Here is a 14,796-nt window from a genome sequence, read left to right as displayed (position 1 = left end):
CCGGTTGCGCTGGAGGTTTTGATGCTTCCGAAAGCTGAAGCGGCATATTTCGCGATTGCCGATATTTCCGGCTACACCAACTTCCTCGCCGCGGTCGAACTCGACCATGCACAGGATATCATCGCCGATTTCATGGACGCGGTGGTCAAGGGGCTGCGCCCGCCGTTTCGCCTCGCCAAGTTCGAGGGCGACGCCGCATTCGTCTACTCGACCGGGACGATCGACGGCTCGCTGCTGCAGGACGCGATCGAGGGCGCCTATTTCAAGTTTCGCCGGCGCTTGCGCGACGTTCGCCAGGCCTCGACGTGCGAGTGCAAGGCCTGCGTTGCGATGGGCGATCTCGATTTCAAGTTCGTCGTCCATCACGGCGAGATGGTGAAGCAGAAGATGGGCGGCAGGGAAGAGCTCGCCGGCCGCGATGTCATCCTGGTCCACCGGCTGCTCAAGAACACGGTGAGCGAGAAGGTCGGCGGACACGCCTACGCGCTCTACAGCGATGCGGCGATCCGCGCCATGGGCGTCGATCCGGTGGCGCAAGGTCTCGTCCCGCACCAGGAAACCATCGACGTCATCGGCGATGTGACGTTGTGGGTCCGCGATCTCGAAGCCGCGTGGCAGCACGATGATGCGCAAACGCGGATGGAGGTGACGCGCGAAGACGCCTACGCGATCCTGGAATTCGACATCGCAGCGCCGCGGCAGACGGTGTGGGAATTCATCACCGTGCCGGGCAATGGCGGAAATGGTGGGACGCCGACGACATCATCGAGGAGTCAGGCAAGGGGCGACGTGGTATCGGCACCAAAAATCATTGCGCGCACGGCAATCATACCAACGTCGAGGAAACGCTCGATTGGCGACCGGTCGATTACTTCACGGTCGGCATCACGTTGCCGGTGCCCGGAGCGCCGCGGATTATCATGACCCGGGCCGTTCTGGACGGCCCAAACGGAACGTCGCGTTTCGAACTGCGCATCGCGAAGCCGAAGCCGAAGGACAAGGCGTTCCTCGATGGCGCTGCGGCCAAATTCGCCGAACGCATGACCCAGGCGGTGGCCGGCCTGCGATCGATGCTGGAAGGGCAGCAGCCTGCTCTCGCGGTGGAAGAGCCGGCGCTGACGCAATCGGGCGGACGCTTCCTGACCGAGCCGGTGAAGTCGGGCGCGCAGGGCTGAGAGCCGACAAACAGTTCGGAGAAGGGCGCCGGTTATTTACCGGAGCGTGGCAGTTCGCTGTTGTCGCGGATCGCGGCGCGGACCTTGGCCATGGTCGTGGTGCAGTATTCCTCGCGCTCCTTCAGGAAGCGTTGCTGCTGCGCTCGGAAATTGGCAACCCGTTCCCGCACCTCGGACCCGAAGTCGCCGCGGATGTCGAGTTTTGGGAAATGCGGCGGCTGCTCCGGCGGTGGGACCTCGACGACCGTCACCGCCAAGGGCGACGGAGCGGAGGGCAGGCCCTCGAGCACGGTCGGCACTGGAAGCGGGGGTGGCATGACGACCCTTGGGGCCTCCCTTGGGGCCTCGGCCGCAGGCTCGATCTCCGGCGCAACCTTGCTCTCCAAGGCGGCCTTTGTCTCCAGAGGGGCCTTTGTCTCCAAGGCTGCCTCCAATGCTGCCTCGAAGGCTGCCTCGGTCGAGGCCGGCTGCGGGGCGGGCGTCGCGGCGGTCCGCTGCGCAGACGCCGGCACCTCGGCGTCGGGCAGCTTGCCCTTCACCGACTGTACGAAGGCCATTGTCTGCGCGATCAGGAGATCGCGTTCTTTCATCCACTTCATGGCGCACCTTGAGCGCGCGGATTCCAGCAAAGCAACCGCGCGGAATCAAGCGCCGGCCATCATGATGGTTGACGAAGACGCCTGTTTCACAGGTGCGGTGACATAATTGTGACATTCCCGGGGCGGGAGGACCGTCAGCGCTGGCGGGGATTGGTGTTCGGGACGAACGGGGTACCGACGATCCGGACCGGCATCGGACGATCAGCCGGCGCTTGATTCGCAGCGGACCGGGGCGCGGTGTTGGCCGGCGCGGGTGCCGGATCGAGCAGGGCGACGATGCCGGCAGCGGCCACGCTGAGCAGCGTGAAGCTGCCCAGAAGCAGTAAATTGCGGTTGGCCTCGCGTAGCCTCATGCGGGGAAAATCGCCTGAGGGCGCATAATGTTCCGAACAAATCCTCAAGGCGTTTTCGCGCGGTTTGGACGCGGCTTGAGAAAGTGCCTCAGGGGCCGACCTGAATGCCTGGCGGCGTCCCAATCAGAGAATGAGCCAGGCGAGCCGCACCAGGATCGCGGCGGTGATGGCCCCCGGCAAGCGCCAGGCGGCCGATCTTGTGAAGGGTCGATATCTGCGACGGGTCGCGATGCGGTTGCCGATCCAGCCATCGGCCAAATCGCCGGATCGGCAGGCCCAAGATCGATCCGAGCAGAAAGAGGATGCCGTCGAGAGCTTCCAACCGTGTCCCTTGCGTGTGAATTTCCTGGCCGCGATACGTGAGCGGGGTTCGGCCAGCCTTAGTGGGTGGTCACTGCTTCGACGGGCGCCGGTTCGGCGCTCCGGGCCTCGATCAGGTCGGCGTAGCGGCCATACTCCTCGGCCATTTCGAGCAGCTTTTCGCGCACCGTGGCGTCGGTGACCTGGCGGGCCAGCCGTCGCGCCTGATCGGACTGGAAGCGGTAATGTGCTGTGTCGGACATGGTGGGCTCCTCACACATGTGTAAGGGCCATCCGGCAAAGGTTCATCAAGGCGTCATTGAAGGGTCTGGGGGCGTCCGGTCAGCGCGGTCGCGACCGCGTTCCCCGCTTTGTCCTCGCGGACCTCGACCTCGAACCAGCCCATCTCCTTCAGCTCGCGTGCCTTCTTCTCGGCCGCATCTTCGCTGTCGCGCTTCAGCACGATTTGGCTGGTGCCATCCCGGGCAAGGATCAAATAGGTCATTGGCTGAGTCCCATCCGACATTCTGCATACTCCGTTTTGGGCTGCAAGGACAGAAGCAAGACGAGGGATGGGTGAAGCTACGGGGATGATCCCACGATTCCTGCCAAGGCGCAGTGCTGCGGGTGCTGTTGTTCGCCCAACCACTGGCCCGGTTACCTGCTTGGCAGGCGCGATCGCTGTTGCCGTTCGGCAGACAGTGAGACGGATGAATGCCGGTGCGTAGCAGCGCGATCAATGATGTGAAGCGGCGGCCGTGGACCGGAATAGTACGGCTCTCTCCGTGCTTGTGGGGAATCAAGCGAAGCGCTTTGATTGAGTAGCAAGTGCGTGTTCGGATTGCTCCTGGGGACGACACTCGGCGTGAGCCGCAAAAAATCTGGATGGAGGACTCGATGCCCAGGCATTTCGGTTTGAAGGCAACATCCACAGCAGGACGGTCTGCATTCACGGGATCATCGCGAGATCTGCAGCAGCGGACTGCGTCGGCAGCAGCATCGAAGAACCAAGCTGCGGCCAGCGCACCACCAGCGTTAAAGCTCTCGTCCCCGCCCGCGGAGCTGCCGTACTCTCCCGCGAGCTGGCGGGGCTGCCGTGGTCGGCGGTCCATCTCGGTGGACTGAAGATCCACGCGACGAGGTATCGCCGCCCAGTCTTCATGACTGGGGCGGGTCGTATTTTTTCTCGCGCTTCAGGTCCATGCGCTCGATGCGTTCATCGATCAGCCGATTCAGCCTCTCGTCCTGCAGCGAATCCTTCCTGAACAGCCCGCCATGCAGACGATAGGCGAGGAGCAGCAGGACAACAGCCGCGCCCACGAGATAGTACGACCAGTCCATCGTCAGAACCGCGCCTGGCAGCCTCCATTTTCGCAATAGACCGAGGGTAGGGCGAGTTCGGGCGTCTTGTCCAACGCTAACCCGCGGCCGGGCCTGCCGAACATGTTTCGAAACATCAATAGGATGTACCAGGCGCAACATGGAGAGCGCCGGCGACGGGGCCCAGGCGGCGTTACCGGCGTGGAAGCGCAGGCCGGCTTAGTTGGAGCCCGCGAGGATGATCAGATTGTTGTAGACGGGCGTTGCGATGAAGGCGACCACATAGGCCATCTGGCGTTCGCTCTTGCCGCGCCACAGCATCCACATCACGAGATAGGTCAAGCCCAGCTTGGCAATCAGCCACCATTCACCCATCCACTCCTGAGTGAACCGCATGATCGGGTTCAGTTCACCCATTCCGCGCTGCAATATCTCGTTGGTGGTGATGAGATCCGAGTAGCCCATCAGCAGGGCTGAGACCAATAGCATTGCTTTCAGCAAAGATGTTCTCGCCCGCAACTGCTTTTCCGTCATCCGGTACCCGCCCGAAATCCGCGTGTGGCTCGTTGTTCCAACAATTTTGCGGAATGTTTTCAGCGAGCGCAAGCCTCCGCGACCTGGTTGTCCAACGGCAAGTCTTCGAGATCGCGCTGCAAACCGGGCGTTAGGCGGCGTGCGGTGGGCCAGCAGGGAGGGCTGGTGCCGGCTGAGGGGATTGAACCCCCGACCTTCAGTTTACAAAACTGCTGCTCTACCGCTGAGCTAAGCCGGCGACATGGAATGATTTGCGCGCTCGCATAGCAGACTTGGCGGGCCAGAGCCAGAACCTGGGGGCCACAACCCGGGAGGCCGACGGCCCCTTTCACCCCCACCGGCAGGCGGCAAAAAGGCGGCCCGAAGGCCGCCCTTTGCGCCGTCACCGTTGCGCCTGAGCTATTGGCAAGGGTGCTGGCGGCCGTCGCTGCCGCGGAACCAGGTGCCGGGGGTGCAGACAAAGCCGTTCTGCCGCGCATATTCCTCGCCGCCCATCGGGGCACGTCCATAATAGTCGGGGCCGCCGAACGGGGCGGTGGCGATCGCAGCCGCCGTGCCGACCGCGCCGCCGACCACGCCGGCCGCGACGCCGACGGGGCCGGGGTCATACCGGTTGTAGCTGCCTTGCCAGTCACGGTCCCGCCGATAGCTTTGGTGGCGATAGGTGGTGCGCGTGGTGCCCGGTGCCATGGTCTGGCATCGAGCGTTCGGGTCGGCATTCGAGCAGCGCGCGGCGGTACCGATGGTCTGTTGCGCCATCGCGGGGCCGGCCAGTACCGAGGCGAGCAGGGCTGCTGCGCCCAGGAAGGCGCCGCGCATCTTGAGCTGTGTCATGCAAGGTCTCCTCTCGTCGTTGTGACGAGCTAATCTCGCTGTCTGGCTCTCGTTCCGGCTCGGCCTTGCCTCGCGTTCAAACCGATGTGAAGTTCCGCTCTCTCTTCCTGGCGCATGATGCGTTCATGCTGCTTTGAGGTGCTTGTTTGACGCGGTGCCGGCCTGACAAAATCGGCGATGTAGTGTTTGATCTGACGTCACGCGCCGGCGCGGGGGATTGATGTTCGGAATCTTGAGTCTTGGCTTTCTGCTCGGCATGCAGCACGCGCTGGAGCCGGATCACATCGCGGCGGTATCGAGCATCGCGGCGCGCCGCACCCATGTCGGTGATATCGTCAAACATGGCCTGACCTGGGGCCTCGGTCACACGCTGACGCTGTTCATCTTTGCCGGCGTCGCGATCCTGCTCGGCCGGGCGATCCCCGAAACGGTTTCGCAGCCGATCGAGACCGCGGTCGGCGTCATGCTGGTCGGTCTCGGCGCGCATGTGTGGTGGCGGCTATGGCGCGACCGCGTGCATTTCCACAGCCATTCGCATGGCGACACCACGCACTTCCACGCCCATAGCCATGCGGGCGAGACCGGGCCGCATGTCGGCACCGCGCACAGCCACGCGCACGGCTTCCGCTGGCGCACGCTGCTGGTTGGCTTGATGCACGGCATGGCGGGCTCGGCGGCGCTGTTGGTGCTGACGGTGTCGCAGGCGCCGAACCCGGTGATCGGACTTGGCTATGTCGCGCTGTTCGGCGTCGGCTCGATGATCGGCATGGGCGCGCTGTCCAGCGTGATCGCGGTGCCGCTTGCGGCCTCGGCGCGCTGGCTGACCTGGGCCAATCGCGGCCTGCAAATGGCGGTCGGCGCGGTCACGATTGCGATCGGCATCCACTCGATCATCGAGAACGCCTTCACCTGACCCTGCGCCTCGCCCGGGCGGCCGTTAACGATTTCTGATCCCGCTCGGCCGCATTGACCTGATGCCGATGCTTACGCGTTAGGCTTACCGGCAGTTTGGCCTGCCTCCTTAACCCTTCCGGCAAGCCGTTGGATTAGGCTGCACCTGGAACAATTCGGGACGCTGGGTGAACATGCGCGCAAGTCTTGCGCTGGCGATATTGGCTGCGATGAGCTCGACGGCGCTGGCCGGCGGCGGCTTCGACATTGTCGTGCCCAACCGGCCCGGCGTGCCCATCATCATCAACGGCGTCGACGCGTCCTACGCGGTGGTCGAAAGCGCGATGGGGCTTGCCCGCAACGACTCGCTGGTGCCGACCGTCTATGGCGGCCGCCCGGTCGATCCGGTGCCGAATGTCGGCCACTATTATCCGAGCCTCGGCCGCATGCCGGGTTATGGCCGCCTCGAGATCGAGCCGCCGGCCAACCGCAAGCTGCCCAAGCCGGCCGAGAGCTATCACGAATCATGGTCGGCGCACTCCGCGCCGCTGCCGGCACAGTCCAACGTGCCGGTCGATCCGCCGCCGGTGATCTATGCACCGCAATTCAACGGGCCGCGGCCGCTGCCGGGTCCGCCGATGCGGCCGCCGCGACCGAGAGGCCCCTAAATCAGGAGCCCTCGGACAGAGGGCCCTTCATAGCCATCAAGAGCTACGCGACGACAACAAGACCTACAGGCAAGATTTACAGGAGAGAGTAATGCGTCAAATGATCAAAGGACTGATTGCGGCCGTGGCCGTCATGGTGACCGCGCCCGCAATGGCGTGCGGCTTCAACCCTTGCGGCTATTCCGCGCCCGTCGTGAATTACGGCTGCGGCGGTTGCGGTGGCTACGGCTATGGCTACGGCGGCTACGGCGCGGTCGAACGCCTGCCCGACCCGGATGCGGCCTATCCCGACACGGCGCAGCAGTACTACTACGTCAACCAGGGACCGTCCTACACCGGCCCGGGCAATTGGGCGCCGCGCCCGTACTACCGCCAAGGCTATGGCCGTCCGTATTACGGTTATCGCCACTATGGCTACCGTCACTACGGCTATCGTCATCACTACGGCTATCGCTATGGCTACGCGCATCGCGCGCCGGCCTATCACTACGGCCACCGCGTGCTGCGCCGCTACTACTGATCCGGCGATTTGTCGAAGCCAGCAACGCCCGTTCGCACGACGCGAGCGGGCGTTGTTCGTTTGACAATTGAAGTCGGGTCGCTGCTCGAAAGGGCGCGGCATCACCCGCAAGCGACCGCCGCAGGTGTGCGCTGCCAAAATATCGAAAACAACCCCATGCAAAGGAGCTGGCGGCGGCGGCGTTCGACCGGGCGACTTGACACGTCGGGCAAATCAGGGGTACATTTCGAATATTCAGAAATCATGCAGGCGCCGCTTCGCAAACGCCCTCTGGCCCGCAAGTGCCGCGGCCCCATCCAGATATCAAGCTAACCCATCAGGCCGAGCCGGCTGGCGCCGATATAGAGCGCGAGCGCGGCGGCGTTCGACACGTTCAGGCTCTTGATCTCGCCGGGCATGTCGAGGCGGGCGACCACGCGGCAGGTCTCGCGCGTCAACTGCCGCAAGCCCTTGCCTTCGGCGCCGAGCACCAGCGCGAGCGGCTGTTGCAGCTGAACCTTGCCGAGATCCTCCGCGCCCTCGCTGTCGAGGCCGACGGTCTGGAAGCCGTGCTCGTTCAGCTCGTTGAGCGCGCGCGCCAGATTCTGCACCGTGACAACAGGGACCAGCTCGAGCGCGCCGGAGGCCGACTTCGCCAGCACACCGGTCGCCTCCGGGCTGTGCCGGGCGGTGGTGACGATCGCCTTCACCGCGAATGCCGCGGCCGAGCGCAGGATGGCGCCGACATTGTGCGGGTCGGTGATCTGGTCGAGCACCAGGACGATGCCCTCCTGCGCCAGCGTGTCGATGCCGGGCGAGGGCAGGGGATCGGCCTCCGCCAGCAGGCCCTGATGCACGGCATCGGGGGGTAAGGCGGCGGTCGAGGTCGCCGGGCCGGACGATCTCCGGAGTGACGCGGGTCGCGATGTTTTCCTCGGTGAGCCGCCGCGCCGCGTTCTCGGTGAGGTAAAGCTTGCGGATCTGCCGCTCCGGGTTGGCGAGCGCAGCCGCCACCGTGTGCCAGCCGTACAGAATCACCGGCCCGTCGGAACCGGATTCGCGTTCTCGCCGGCCCTGCGGGCGGGCGAATTTCGGCCCTTTTTGGAAGGGTTTACCGCCCTTGCCTCGGAAATTGGGTCTGCGGTCACGATCGCTCATGTGAGGCTTGTGTCACGGCTCCCGAATATTGGCAATTTAACCTCCAAATAGGCGGCCCGCTTGGTTGACTTTGGGGACCGCCTTCCCCCATAAACGCGCCCGACCGCGCACCCGCTTCGGGTCGGCCCGGTTATCAGCGTCATTTCGATGACCCGGTCCGCCGCCACTCGCGCGGCCGGTCTGATGCTGTTGGACGGGGGAGTGTCCCGAGTGGCAAAGGGAGCTGACTGTAAATCAGCCGCCTCATGGCTTCGCAGGTTCGAGTCCTGCCTCCCCCACCAGCCTTCGCTCGCTTCGCGAGCTACGGCTGGGCAGGCCAGCAAAACTCCATCGTGGCGAAGTGAGCGAAGGCTGCCACGCCGAAGCCCGGAGGGCGAAGGCGGGCCGTGTCCGCACAATCCCGAACTCGCGAGCTACGGCTGGGCAGGCCAGCAAAACTCCATCGTAGCGAAGCGAGCGAAGGCTGCCACGCCGAAGCCCAGAGGGCGAAGGCGGGCCGTGTCCGCAAAATCTGCTCGCTTCGCCCCCGTAGTCGCTCTGATTGTCCCGACACGACCCGCGGTGGTAAGCATCCATCGAGCGCGGTGGAGTTCAAAAATCGGGCAGGGCAATGCGACCGGAGCTACGGGCATTGACTGGGTTGCGCGGAGTGGCGGCGATGGCCGTCGCGTTTGCTCACTTTCAGCTATTTTATCCCGGCTACGCCAACGCCCCCTTCATGTGGGGCAACGCCGTTGACCTGTTTTTCGTTCTCAGCGGCTTTACGCTGTCCTACGTCTATCGTCGCGAGGACGTCCAGTTCTCGAGCTTTTTCACGGCTCGCATCGCCAGGATCTTTCCGCTCTACCTTCTAACCACGGTCATTGCCGGCGCGGCCATCGTTGTGCCGCTGCAGTTCAATCCAACGACCTACCCGCTCAAAGACGCGATATCGGACTTTGTGCTTCAGGCCTTGATGCTGAACGCGTGGCCTTTCGGATCCGACGTTCATTGGAACGTGACGGCGTGGTCGATATCCTCCGAATGGTTCTGTTACCTCGCACTGTTCCCGCTGTTGCTCTACCAGAAGGTGGCAAGGTCGGCAGCAATGAGGCTGCTCTGTATCGTCGTGCTGTCGGCGACGTCATATTCCATCTTCGTGCGCTATTACGATGGCAACCTCGGCACGGCCCAGATCTACCATGCGAAAAGCCAATGGAGCTATTGGGTCGCTCTTCTCCGAGGGGTCTTCGGCTTCACGGCCGGCTGGGTCGTCTTCGCGTGCTACGAACGACGCGACGGGCTCTACATCTTCTGCACACGGGCTTCGGCGTTGATTTGGTCGACCTTGATCGTCGGCGTTGTCCTGGCATACCGCGATCTCCTTAATCCGCAGGCGCTGGTGTTCATCCATCCATTCGTCGTCCTTGCCGCGACCGACCAGGGATCGGCCACGTCGCGCCTGCTGGGATCAAGGCCGCTGCATTTTCTGGGCGTGATTTCGTACTCGATCTATATGACGCACTATATCCTTTTCGTGGGATACCTTGCTGTGTTCGGTCTGCCCAGTGCTTGGTCGGCCCAGACCTATGTCCTGCTCGCCTGTACAACCCTTGCCGTCTTCGCAGGCAGTTACTTCTTCTTCGAGCGGCCGGCGCGCGATGTCATCCGGAGCCTTCAACGCGTGCGCCCGGCGCAGACCAGCGCGTGACAGGCAGAGCTTTCTGTTGCGGCGGACTGCTGGGTCCAGTCCACCTAAAGTTTAAGCGGGCACCACGATCGCTCTGGTTGTGTCTGCGCTACCAGAGGTGGTAAGCACTCGCCCTTACGCGGGAAAACCCGCGAGGCAAGGGCGCGGGAATGCGGCAGGAGCTACGGGCGTTAACCGGGCTGCGAGGGGCGGCCGCTATGGCCGTTGCTCTCGCTCATTTCAACAACGCCTTTCCCGCCAATGCCGGCGCCGCGTTCATGTGGCACAACGCTGTCGACCTGTTCTTCTGCCTCAGCGGATTCACGCTGTCCTATGTCTACAGCCGCGAGACGTTCCGCTTTTCAGACTATCTGACGGCGCGCATTGCCCGCGTCTATCCGCTTTATGTGCTCTGCCTGATCTCCGCCGGCGCGCTCTATGTGTGGCCGTACCTGGTCGATCCAGTCACCTATCCCGCCAGCCGCGCTGCCCTGGACTTCGCGTTGCAGCTCACCATGCTGAATGCGTGGCCGGTGATCGGTACCGGCATGCACTGGGACGCACCGGCCTGGTCGCTCTCGGCCGAGTGGTTTTGCTATGTCGTGTTGTTCCCCTTGCTGCTGTTCCGGAACGCACCGTCCACGGTTGCCACCAGGTTTCTCGGCAGCGTGCTTTGCTCCGCCCTCGGCTTTTGGCTGTTCGCTCGCTACTATTTTGAGGGCAGCATCGGTATGAGCGTCCCGGAAAGCCAGTTGAGCTACTGGGTTCCGGTGGTGCGGGCAACCTGCGGATTCGTCTCGGGCTGGCTCGTCTTCGCGAGCTTCCAGCGCCGTGACGGGCTTCATGCCGCGTGCACGCGATTTTCCGGCGTGATCTGGTGCGGCGTGGCGCTCATTGTGCTGCTGGCCTATCGCGGTCTGATCAACCCGCAGATGCCGGTGTTCGTGTGGCCGTTCGTGGTGCTTGCCGGGACCGGCGAGGATTCGCTCAGTTCACGGCTGCTTGGATCGAAGCCGATGCACTTCCTCGGCGTGATTTCCTACTCGATCTATATGACGCATTTCATCATCCTGATCAGTTTCATGACGAGGTTCGGCCCGCTCGACATTTGGTCTCCGGCGATTTTCGGCCTGCTGTCCGGAACGACTGTCGTCGTGTCGATCGGTACGCATTTCGTGCTTGAGGTGCCGGCGCGCGATGCGATCCGCGGCCTGCGGCGCTTGCGTCGGGCTCCGGCGGGCACGTGAGAAGGCTCGATCATGCGAGGCCGCGCGGTGATATCACGCGATCGTCAGGCCGCATGCGGCTGCGGCGTTTGGCCAAGACGCTCAGGACTGGCAACAATCCATGGTTGGGTGCCATCCGATTCTCACGCCCGCAGCGCGCGCCGGAGCAATCCGGCGAAATCCAGCGCCACCTGGGAGGGCGCTTCGTGCGTGGGGGAGAGGATGGCGATCTGGTACTGGATCCTCGGTTTGAACGGGCGAACGACAAGGCCCTCGGTGAACGGCTTGCTCACCACCGGATCGACAATCCCGACGCCTCGGCCTTCGGTGACCAGCTGGCAGGCGGTCGAGAAGAACTCCGTCTCTGCGACCACGTTCCAGCGTGCGCCATATTCGGAGAAGGCCGACGCCAGCTGCTGGTAGATCGGGTCGCCGCGAAACAGCGTGACGAACGGGACGCCGTCGAGATCATCAGGGGTGATCTGCTTCAGCTTCGCAAGTGGATGCGCATACGGCAGCATGCACATGCAGTCATATGAGAACACCTCCATGTGCGAGGTCGGATAATCCAGCGGCAGCTCGGCGACCGCGAGATCGAATTGCTGCGTCGAGATCAGCTCCCGGACGGTCGCGGAATTCCGCGTGATGATCTTGATCTGCAGCTCCGGCTTGTTTTTCGCGAATTGCGACAGCAGCCGCGGCAGCAGGTTGATCGAGATGCTCGGATAGGCGGCGATCGCAAGATGACCGCGCCGGCCGGACCTGATCTCGGCCGCGACGCGGGAGGCGTTCTCGGCAGCTTCGAGCGCGCGCGCCGCCTCGACATAGAACAGCTTGGCTTCCGGGGTCGGTTGCAGGCGGCCGCCGCGCCGCACGAACAGGTTAAGGCCGGTCTCGTGCTCGAGGCCTGCGATCATCGTGCTGATCCCGGGCTGCGACATGCCGAGCAGTTCGGCCGCCCTCGTCATGGTGCCGTGGAGCATCAGGGCGCGAAAGCATTCAAGCTGTCTGAGGCGCATCGGACGACTATACGAATACGTTATAATGGACACAATTAATATTATTAGAATTGCATGAGCGGCCGTGCTCCAATGGCGCGACTGAGCCTTGAGGAGACATCACGTGACCGCTGCAACCGCCGATCTCACCCGCGCCCGCCTGATCCCAGCCCGCAACGGTGTGGCGGCGCGCCTGAAAGCGGGGGAGACCGTCACCGTGGTCAACACCCACGGCAAGCAGGTGGTCGACACCTGGGCCTTCAATGCCGGCGACACCGGCGAGTTCATGTCGATGGAGCACAGCCGTGCATCGATGCTGCGGCTCATTCCCCGCGTCGGCGATACGCTGACGACCAACCGGCGTCGCGCGATCCTCACCTTCGTCGCCGATACGACGCCGGGAATCCACGACACGCTGATCGCGGCGTGCGACATTCACCGCTATCGCCAGCTCGGCGCCGCCGGCCATCACGACAATTGCACGCAGAATCTGGCGCACGCGCTCGAGGCCGTAGGCCTTTCGGCCGCGGTGACGCCGGCCCCGCTGAACCTGTTCATGAACGTGCCCGTCACCGACAATGGAGAGTTGGACTTCAAGTCACCGGTCAGCGAGGCCGGGCAGTATGTGGCGCTGCGTGCCGAGATGGACCTGGTCATCGTGTTCTCCGCCTGTCCGCAGGACATGGTGCCGGTGAACGACATGCGGCCGACCGACGCGCATTTTCTCATCGCCTGACGCGGCCGCGTGGAGAACCGATCATGCGCAAACTGCCGCCGCTCAATGCCGTCCGCGCGTTCGAAGCCGCGGCGCGCCACGAAAGCTTCACCGCCGCCGCCAACGAACTCTGCGTCACGGTGACGGCGATCAGCCACCAGGTCCGGCAACTCGAAGCGATCCTCGGACACAAGCTGTTCGAGCGCTCCGGCCGCGCGGTCGTGTTGACCGCGGAGGGACACGCAGTCTTTCCGTTGCTGCGCGACGGCTTCGACCGTATGGCGAGCGCGTTTGCCGCGATCAGGCCGCCGGCCGACGGCGATGCGATCACGGTATCGACCACGCGCGCCTTCGCCGAGCGCTGGCTGATGCCGCGGCTCGCGCGCTTCAATGCGGCATTTCCTCACCTCGTGGTCCACATCGATGCGACCGAAGAGGTGCGGGCGCCGGGCACCGAGGGCGTCGATCTGGCCATCCGCTACGGACGCGTCGACCGCGCCGGCGAGCCATCGGTGCTGTTCAGCGATCGCTACATTGCGGTTGCGGCAAGCGCGATCTGTCCGCCCGGTGCCCGTCCAGCCATCGACGACGTCCGTTCGCGCTCGCTGCTGGCGTTCCGCTGGAAGAACGCAGCGCTGGATTCTCCGGCTTGGTCGGCCTGGCTCGCGGGGGCCGATCATGATCCCGGCCGGGACTTCCGCATCTCCTGGTACAGCGAGGAGCCGCTGGCGTTGCATGCCGCCGAGCGCGGGCTCGGACCTTTGTTGTGCAGCGACGCGCTGGTCGACGAGCAATTGCGCGAGGGCACGCTGCGCCGGCTCGACGGACCCGCGCTTGCGGGCTTCGCCTATCGCCTGGTGGATGCGCCGACCGCTGCCCGGCGCAAATCAGTGACGGCGTTCATCGATTGGCTGCGCGGGGAGGCCGCCGCATTTCGCGCGGCTCCCGGACAGGTCATGACACGGGCTGCGTGAAGTAGGGCAGGGTCTCGACGCGCACCTGGTAGGTGCCTGACTTGACCAGGCCGTCGAGATGCGCGGCGATTTCCTCGAGCGATGCGAACCACACTTTGTGTTCGGCGACGATCCGCTCGAGCCAGCGCTCCACCACGCGCCAGCGGGCAAGCCGGCCGGTCAGGAACGGGTGCCAGATCCCCATCCAGAATCCACCGGCCTCATAGGCGGCCTCGAACTCCTCGAAGGAGGCGGCAAGGCCTTCGCTCGGCGATTTGACCGGCATCATGTAGCCGATCTCCGCGTAATGGGCGAAAGGCGGCCAATCGTCCGATCCCCAGTGCGGCGGCATCTCGTAGAGCGATCCGCGCGCGGTACGCATCTGATACGGGATGTCGTCGGCCATCAGCGACGAATCGTAGACAAAGCCATGCTCGATCAAGAGATCGATCGTGGCCTGGTTGGCGTTGTAGACCGGCGCGCGGTAGCCGCGCGGCTTGCGTCCGGTCATCGCGACATGAATGGCGAGGGCGCGTTCGAAGGCTTCGCGCTGCTGCGCCGAGGAAATCTCCGTCGGATCCTCATGGATGTAGCCGTGATGGCCGATCTCGTGGCCCGCTTTCAGGATCGCTTCTACCGCCTCGGGATAGCGCTGCATGGTCCAGGCCGGCATGAAGAACGACTGCTTGAGCCCGAGGCGGCGATAGGTCTCCAGGATGCGCGGCACGCCGACGGTCGGCCCATATCGTCCCATCGTGATCGGATAGAGCCGGTCGAACGAATCCTTCGGCCTCGCGATGTGAATCAGGCTGTCGGCATCGACGTCGAACGTGATCGCACAGGCGCAGCGCGCGCCGTTCGGCCAGGGGATGGGATTGCGTATCATCTGATCATCCTCGTGCAG

The 14,796-nt window shown here is 64.1% G+C and carries 18 protein-coding genes, 2 tRNA genes and 1 pseudogene; 10 read left to right on the top strand and 11 right to left on the bottom strand.

What is annotated here, in order from left to right:
* Nucleotides 1-21 precede the first annotated feature (21 nt).
* Entirely contained in the window at nt 22-924 is a 903-nt protein-coding gene (locus tag AC628_RS13135) for a DUF2652 domain-containing protein (protein ID WP_245321160.1), read from the top strand.
* Nucleotides 921-1,175: a hypothetical protein gene (locus AC628_RS45285; RefSeq protein WP_245321159.1), complete on the top strand. Its 255-nt coding sequence runs from the start codon at nt 921-923 to the stop codon at nt 1,173-1,175. Before AC628_RS13135 ends, AC628_RS45285 begins: the two co-directional genes overlap by 4 nt.
* A gap of 32 nt (nt 1,176-1,207) precedes the next feature.
* Here the strand turns inward: AC628_RS45285 and AC628_RS13130 are convergent, their stop codons facing one another.
* From AC628_RS13130 to AC628_RS13095, 8 genes are all read right to left on the bottom strand, one after another.
* Nucleotides 1,208-1,774: a hypothetical protein gene (locus AC628_RS13130; protein ID WP_074127230.1), complete on the bottom strand. Its 567-nt coding sequence runs from the start codon at nt 1,772-1,774 to the stop codon at nt 1,208-1,210.
* A gap of 134 nt (nt 1,775-1,908) precedes the next feature.
* Nucleotides 1,909-2,127: a hypothetical protein gene (locus AC628_RS13125; protein WP_074127229.1), complete on the bottom strand. Its 219-nt coding sequence runs from the start codon at nt 2,125-2,127 to the stop codon at nt 1,909-1,911.
* Between the two features lie 380 nt (nt 2,128-2,507).
* On the bottom strand, nt 2,508-2,690 hold the full coding sequence (locus AC628_RS13120) for a hypothetical protein (protein WP_074127228.1): 183 nt from the start codon (nt 2,688-2,690) through the stop codon (nt 2,508-2,510).
* Between the two features lie 53 nt (nt 2,691-2,743).
* Nucleotides 2,744-2,932, bottom strand: a complete 189-nt coding sequence (locus AC628_RS13115; protein ID WP_074127227.1) for a hypothetical protein — start codon at nt 2,930-2,932, stop codon at nt 2,744-2,746.
* Nucleotides 2,933-3,585: 653 nt separating this feature from the next.
* Nucleotides 3,586-3,768 (bottom strand): hypothetical protein, encoded by a 183-nt coding sequence (locus AC628_RS13110; RefSeq protein WP_074127226.1) that lies wholly within the window; start codon nt 3,766-3,768, stop codon nt 3,586-3,588.
* Nucleotides 3,769-3,966: 198 nt separating this feature from the next.
* A complete protein-coding gene (locus AC628_RS13105) occupies nt 3,967-4,353 on the bottom strand; it encodes a DUF5658 family protein (protein WP_245321158.1) in 387 nt (128 codons plus the stop codon).
* 91 nt (nt 4,354-4,444) lie between these two features.
* Nucleotides 4,445-4,519: transfer RNA gene (locus AC628_RS13100), tRNA-Thr, on the bottom strand.
* Between the two features lie 161 nt (nt 4,520-4,680).
* Nucleotides 4,681-5,115, bottom strand: coding sequence for a hypothetical protein (locus AC628_RS13095; RefSeq protein ID WP_074127224.1), 435 nt, complete (start codon nt 5,113-5,115; stop codon nt 4,681-4,683).
* 220 nt (nt 5,116-5,335) lie between these two features.
* Here AC628_RS13095 and AC628_RS13090 point away from each other — a divergent pair, with 220 nt between their 5' ends.
* From AC628_RS13090 to AC628_RS13080, 3 genes are all read left to right on the top strand, one after another.
* Nucleotides 5,336-6,028: a HoxN/HupN/NixA family nickel/cobalt transporter gene (locus AC628_RS13090; RefSeq protein ID WP_074127223.1), complete on the top strand. Its 693-nt coding sequence runs from the start codon at nt 5,336-5,338 to the stop codon at nt 6,026-6,028.
* Between the two features lie 172 nt (nt 6,029-6,200).
* Nucleotides 6,201-6,674, top strand: coding sequence for a hypothetical protein (locus tag AC628_RS13085; protein ID WP_074127222.1), 474 nt, complete (start codon nt 6,201-6,203; stop codon nt 6,672-6,674).
* A gap of 91 nt (nt 6,675-6,765) precedes the next feature.
* Nucleotides 6,766-7,194 (top strand): hypothetical protein, encoded by a 429-nt coding sequence (locus AC628_RS13080; RefSeq protein WP_210190197.1) that lies wholly within the window; start codon nt 6,766-6,768, stop codon nt 7,192-7,194.
* Nucleotides 7,195-7,502: 308 nt separating this feature from the next.
* Here AC628_RS13080 and rlmB read toward each other — a convergent pair.
* Nucleotides 7,503-8,331, bottom strand: a pseudogene (gene rlmB / locus AC628_RS13075) (23S rRNA (guanosine(2251)-2'-O)-methyltransferase RlmB).
* 195 nt (nt 8,332-8,526) lie between these two features.
* Between rlmB and AC628_RS13070 the strand changes: the two are divergent.
* The 3 genes from AC628_RS13070 (at nt 8,527) to AC628_RS13060 (ending at nt 11,247) form a co-directional block, all read left to right on the top strand.
* Nucleotides 8,527-8,612, top strand: a tRNA-Tyr gene (locus tag AC628_RS13070).
* Between the two features lie 329 nt (nt 8,613-8,941).
* Nucleotides 8,942-10,021 carry an acyltransferase family protein gene (locus tag AC628_RS13065; RefSeq protein ID WP_074127220.1) on the top strand — a complete coding sequence of 360 codons (1,080 nt, stop codon included), beginning with the start codon at nt 8,942-8,944 and terminating at the stop codon, nt 10,019-10,021.
* Nucleotides 10,022-10,170: 149 nt separating this feature from the next.
* Nucleotides 10,171-11,247: an acyltransferase family protein gene (locus AC628_RS13060; protein ID WP_074127219.1), complete on the top strand. Its 1,077-nt coding sequence runs from the start codon at nt 10,171-10,173 to the stop codon at nt 11,245-11,247.
* A 122-nt stretch (nt 11,248-11,369) separates the two neighbouring features.
* On the opposite strand, the gene AC628_RS13055 is transcribed toward AC628_RS13060, so the two are convergent.
* Nucleotides 11,370-12,245 (bottom strand): LysR family transcriptional regulator, encoded by an 876-nt coding sequence (locus tag AC628_RS13055; RefSeq protein WP_074127218.1) that lies wholly within the window; start codon nt 12,243-12,245, stop codon nt 11,370-11,372.
* A 103-nt stretch (nt 12,246-12,348) separates the two neighbouring features.
* Between AC628_RS13055 and AC628_RS13050 the strand changes: the two genes are divergently transcribed.
* Nucleotides 12,349-12,960 carry a DUF1989 domain-containing protein gene (locus tag AC628_RS13050; protein WP_074127217.1) on the top strand — a complete coding sequence of 204 codons (612 nt, stop codon included), beginning with the start codon at nt 12,349-12,351 and terminating at the stop codon, nt 12,958-12,960.
* 23 nt (nt 12,961-12,983) lie between these two features.
* Entirely contained in the window at nt 12,984-13,913 is a 930-nt protein-coding gene (locus tag AC628_RS13045; RefSeq protein ID WP_074127216.1) for a LysR substrate-binding domain-containing protein, read from the top strand.
* Here the strand turns inward: AC628_RS13045 and AC628_RS13040 are convergent.
* Nucleotides 13,894-14,778 (bottom strand): polysaccharide deacetylase family protein, encoded by an 885-nt coding sequence (locus AC628_RS13040; protein WP_074127215.1) that lies wholly within the window; start codon nt 14,776-14,778, stop codon nt 13,894-13,896. The two genes, AC628_RS13045 and AC628_RS13040, sit on opposite strands and share 20 nt — an antisense overlap.
* Between the last annotated feature and the right edge of the window lie 18 nt (nt 14,779-14,796).

Source organism: Bradyrhizobium sp. NAS96.2 (assembly GCF_001908235.1).
Classification (GTDB): Bacteria; Pseudomonadota; Alphaproteobacteria; order Rhizobiales; family Xanthobacteraceae; genus Bradyrhizobium.
This window is presented reverse-complemented; position numbering and strand designations above follow the sequence as displayed.

Excerpts from the sequence above, each read along its gene's own strand:
- AC628_RS13090 (WP_074127223.1), top strand. The coding sequence starts at position 5,336 with ATGTTCGGAATCTTGAGTCTTGGCTTTCTGCTCGGCATGCAGCACGCG.
- AC628_RS13045 (WP_074127216.1), top strand. The coding sequence starts at position 12,984 with ATGCGCAAACTGCCGCCGCTCAATGCCGTCCGCGCGTTCGAAGCCGCG.
- AC628_RS13040 (WP_074127215.1), bottom strand. The coding sequence starts at position 14,778 with ATGATACGCAATCCCATCCCCTGGCCGAACGGCGCGCGCTGCGCCTGT.
- AC628_RS13080 (WP_210190197.1), top strand. The coding sequence starts at position 6,766 with ATGCGTCAAATGATCAAAGGACTGATTGCGGCCGTGGCCGTCATGGTG.
- AC628_RS13115 (WP_074127227.1), bottom strand. The coding sequence starts at position 2,932 with ATGACCTATTTGATCCTTGCCCGGGATGGCACCAGCCAAATCGTGCTG.
- AC628_RS13120 (WP_074127228.1), bottom strand. The coding sequence starts at position 2,690 with ATGTCCGACACAGCACATTACCGCTTCCAGTCCGATCAGGCGCGACGG.
- AC628_RS13060 (WP_074127219.1), top strand. The coding sequence starts at position 10,171 with ATGCGGCAGGAGCTACGGGCGTTAACCGGGCTGCGAGGGGCGGCCGCT.
- AC628_RS13135 (WP_245321160.1), top strand. The coding sequence starts at position 22 with ATGCTTCCGAAAGCTGAAGCGGCATATTTCGCGATTGCCGATATTTCC.
- AC628_RS13110 (WP_074127226.1), bottom strand. The coding sequence starts at position 3,768 with ATGGACTGGTCGTACTATCTCGTGGGCGCGGCTGTTGTCCTGCTGCTC.
- AC628_RS13125 (WP_074127229.1), bottom strand. The coding sequence starts at position 2,127 with ATGAGGCTACGCGAGGCCAACCGCAATTTACTGCTTCTGGGCAGCTTC.
- AC628_RS13095 (WP_074127224.1), bottom strand. The coding sequence starts at position 5,115 with ATGACACAGCTCAAGATGCGCGGCGCCTTCCTGGGCGCAGCAGCCCTG.
- AC628_RS45285 (WP_245321159.1), top strand. The coding sequence starts at position 921 with ATGACCCGGGCCGTTCTGGACGGCCCAAACGGAACGTCGCGTTTCGAA.
- AC628_RS13065 (WP_074127220.1), top strand. The coding sequence starts at position 8,942 with ATGCGACCGGAGCTACGGGCATTGACTGGGTTGCGCGGAGTGGCGGCG.
- AC628_RS13130 (WP_074127230.1), bottom strand. The coding sequence starts at position 1,774 with ATGAAGTGGATGAAAGAACGCGATCTCCTGATCGCGCAGACAATGGCC.
- AC628_RS13085 (WP_074127222.1), top strand. The coding sequence starts at position 6,201 with ATGCGCGCAAGTCTTGCGCTGGCGATATTGGCTGCGATGAGCTCGACG.
- AC628_RS13055 (WP_074127218.1), bottom strand. The coding sequence starts at position 12,245 with ATGCGCCTCAGACAGCTTGAATGCTTTCGCGCCCTGATGCTCCACGGC.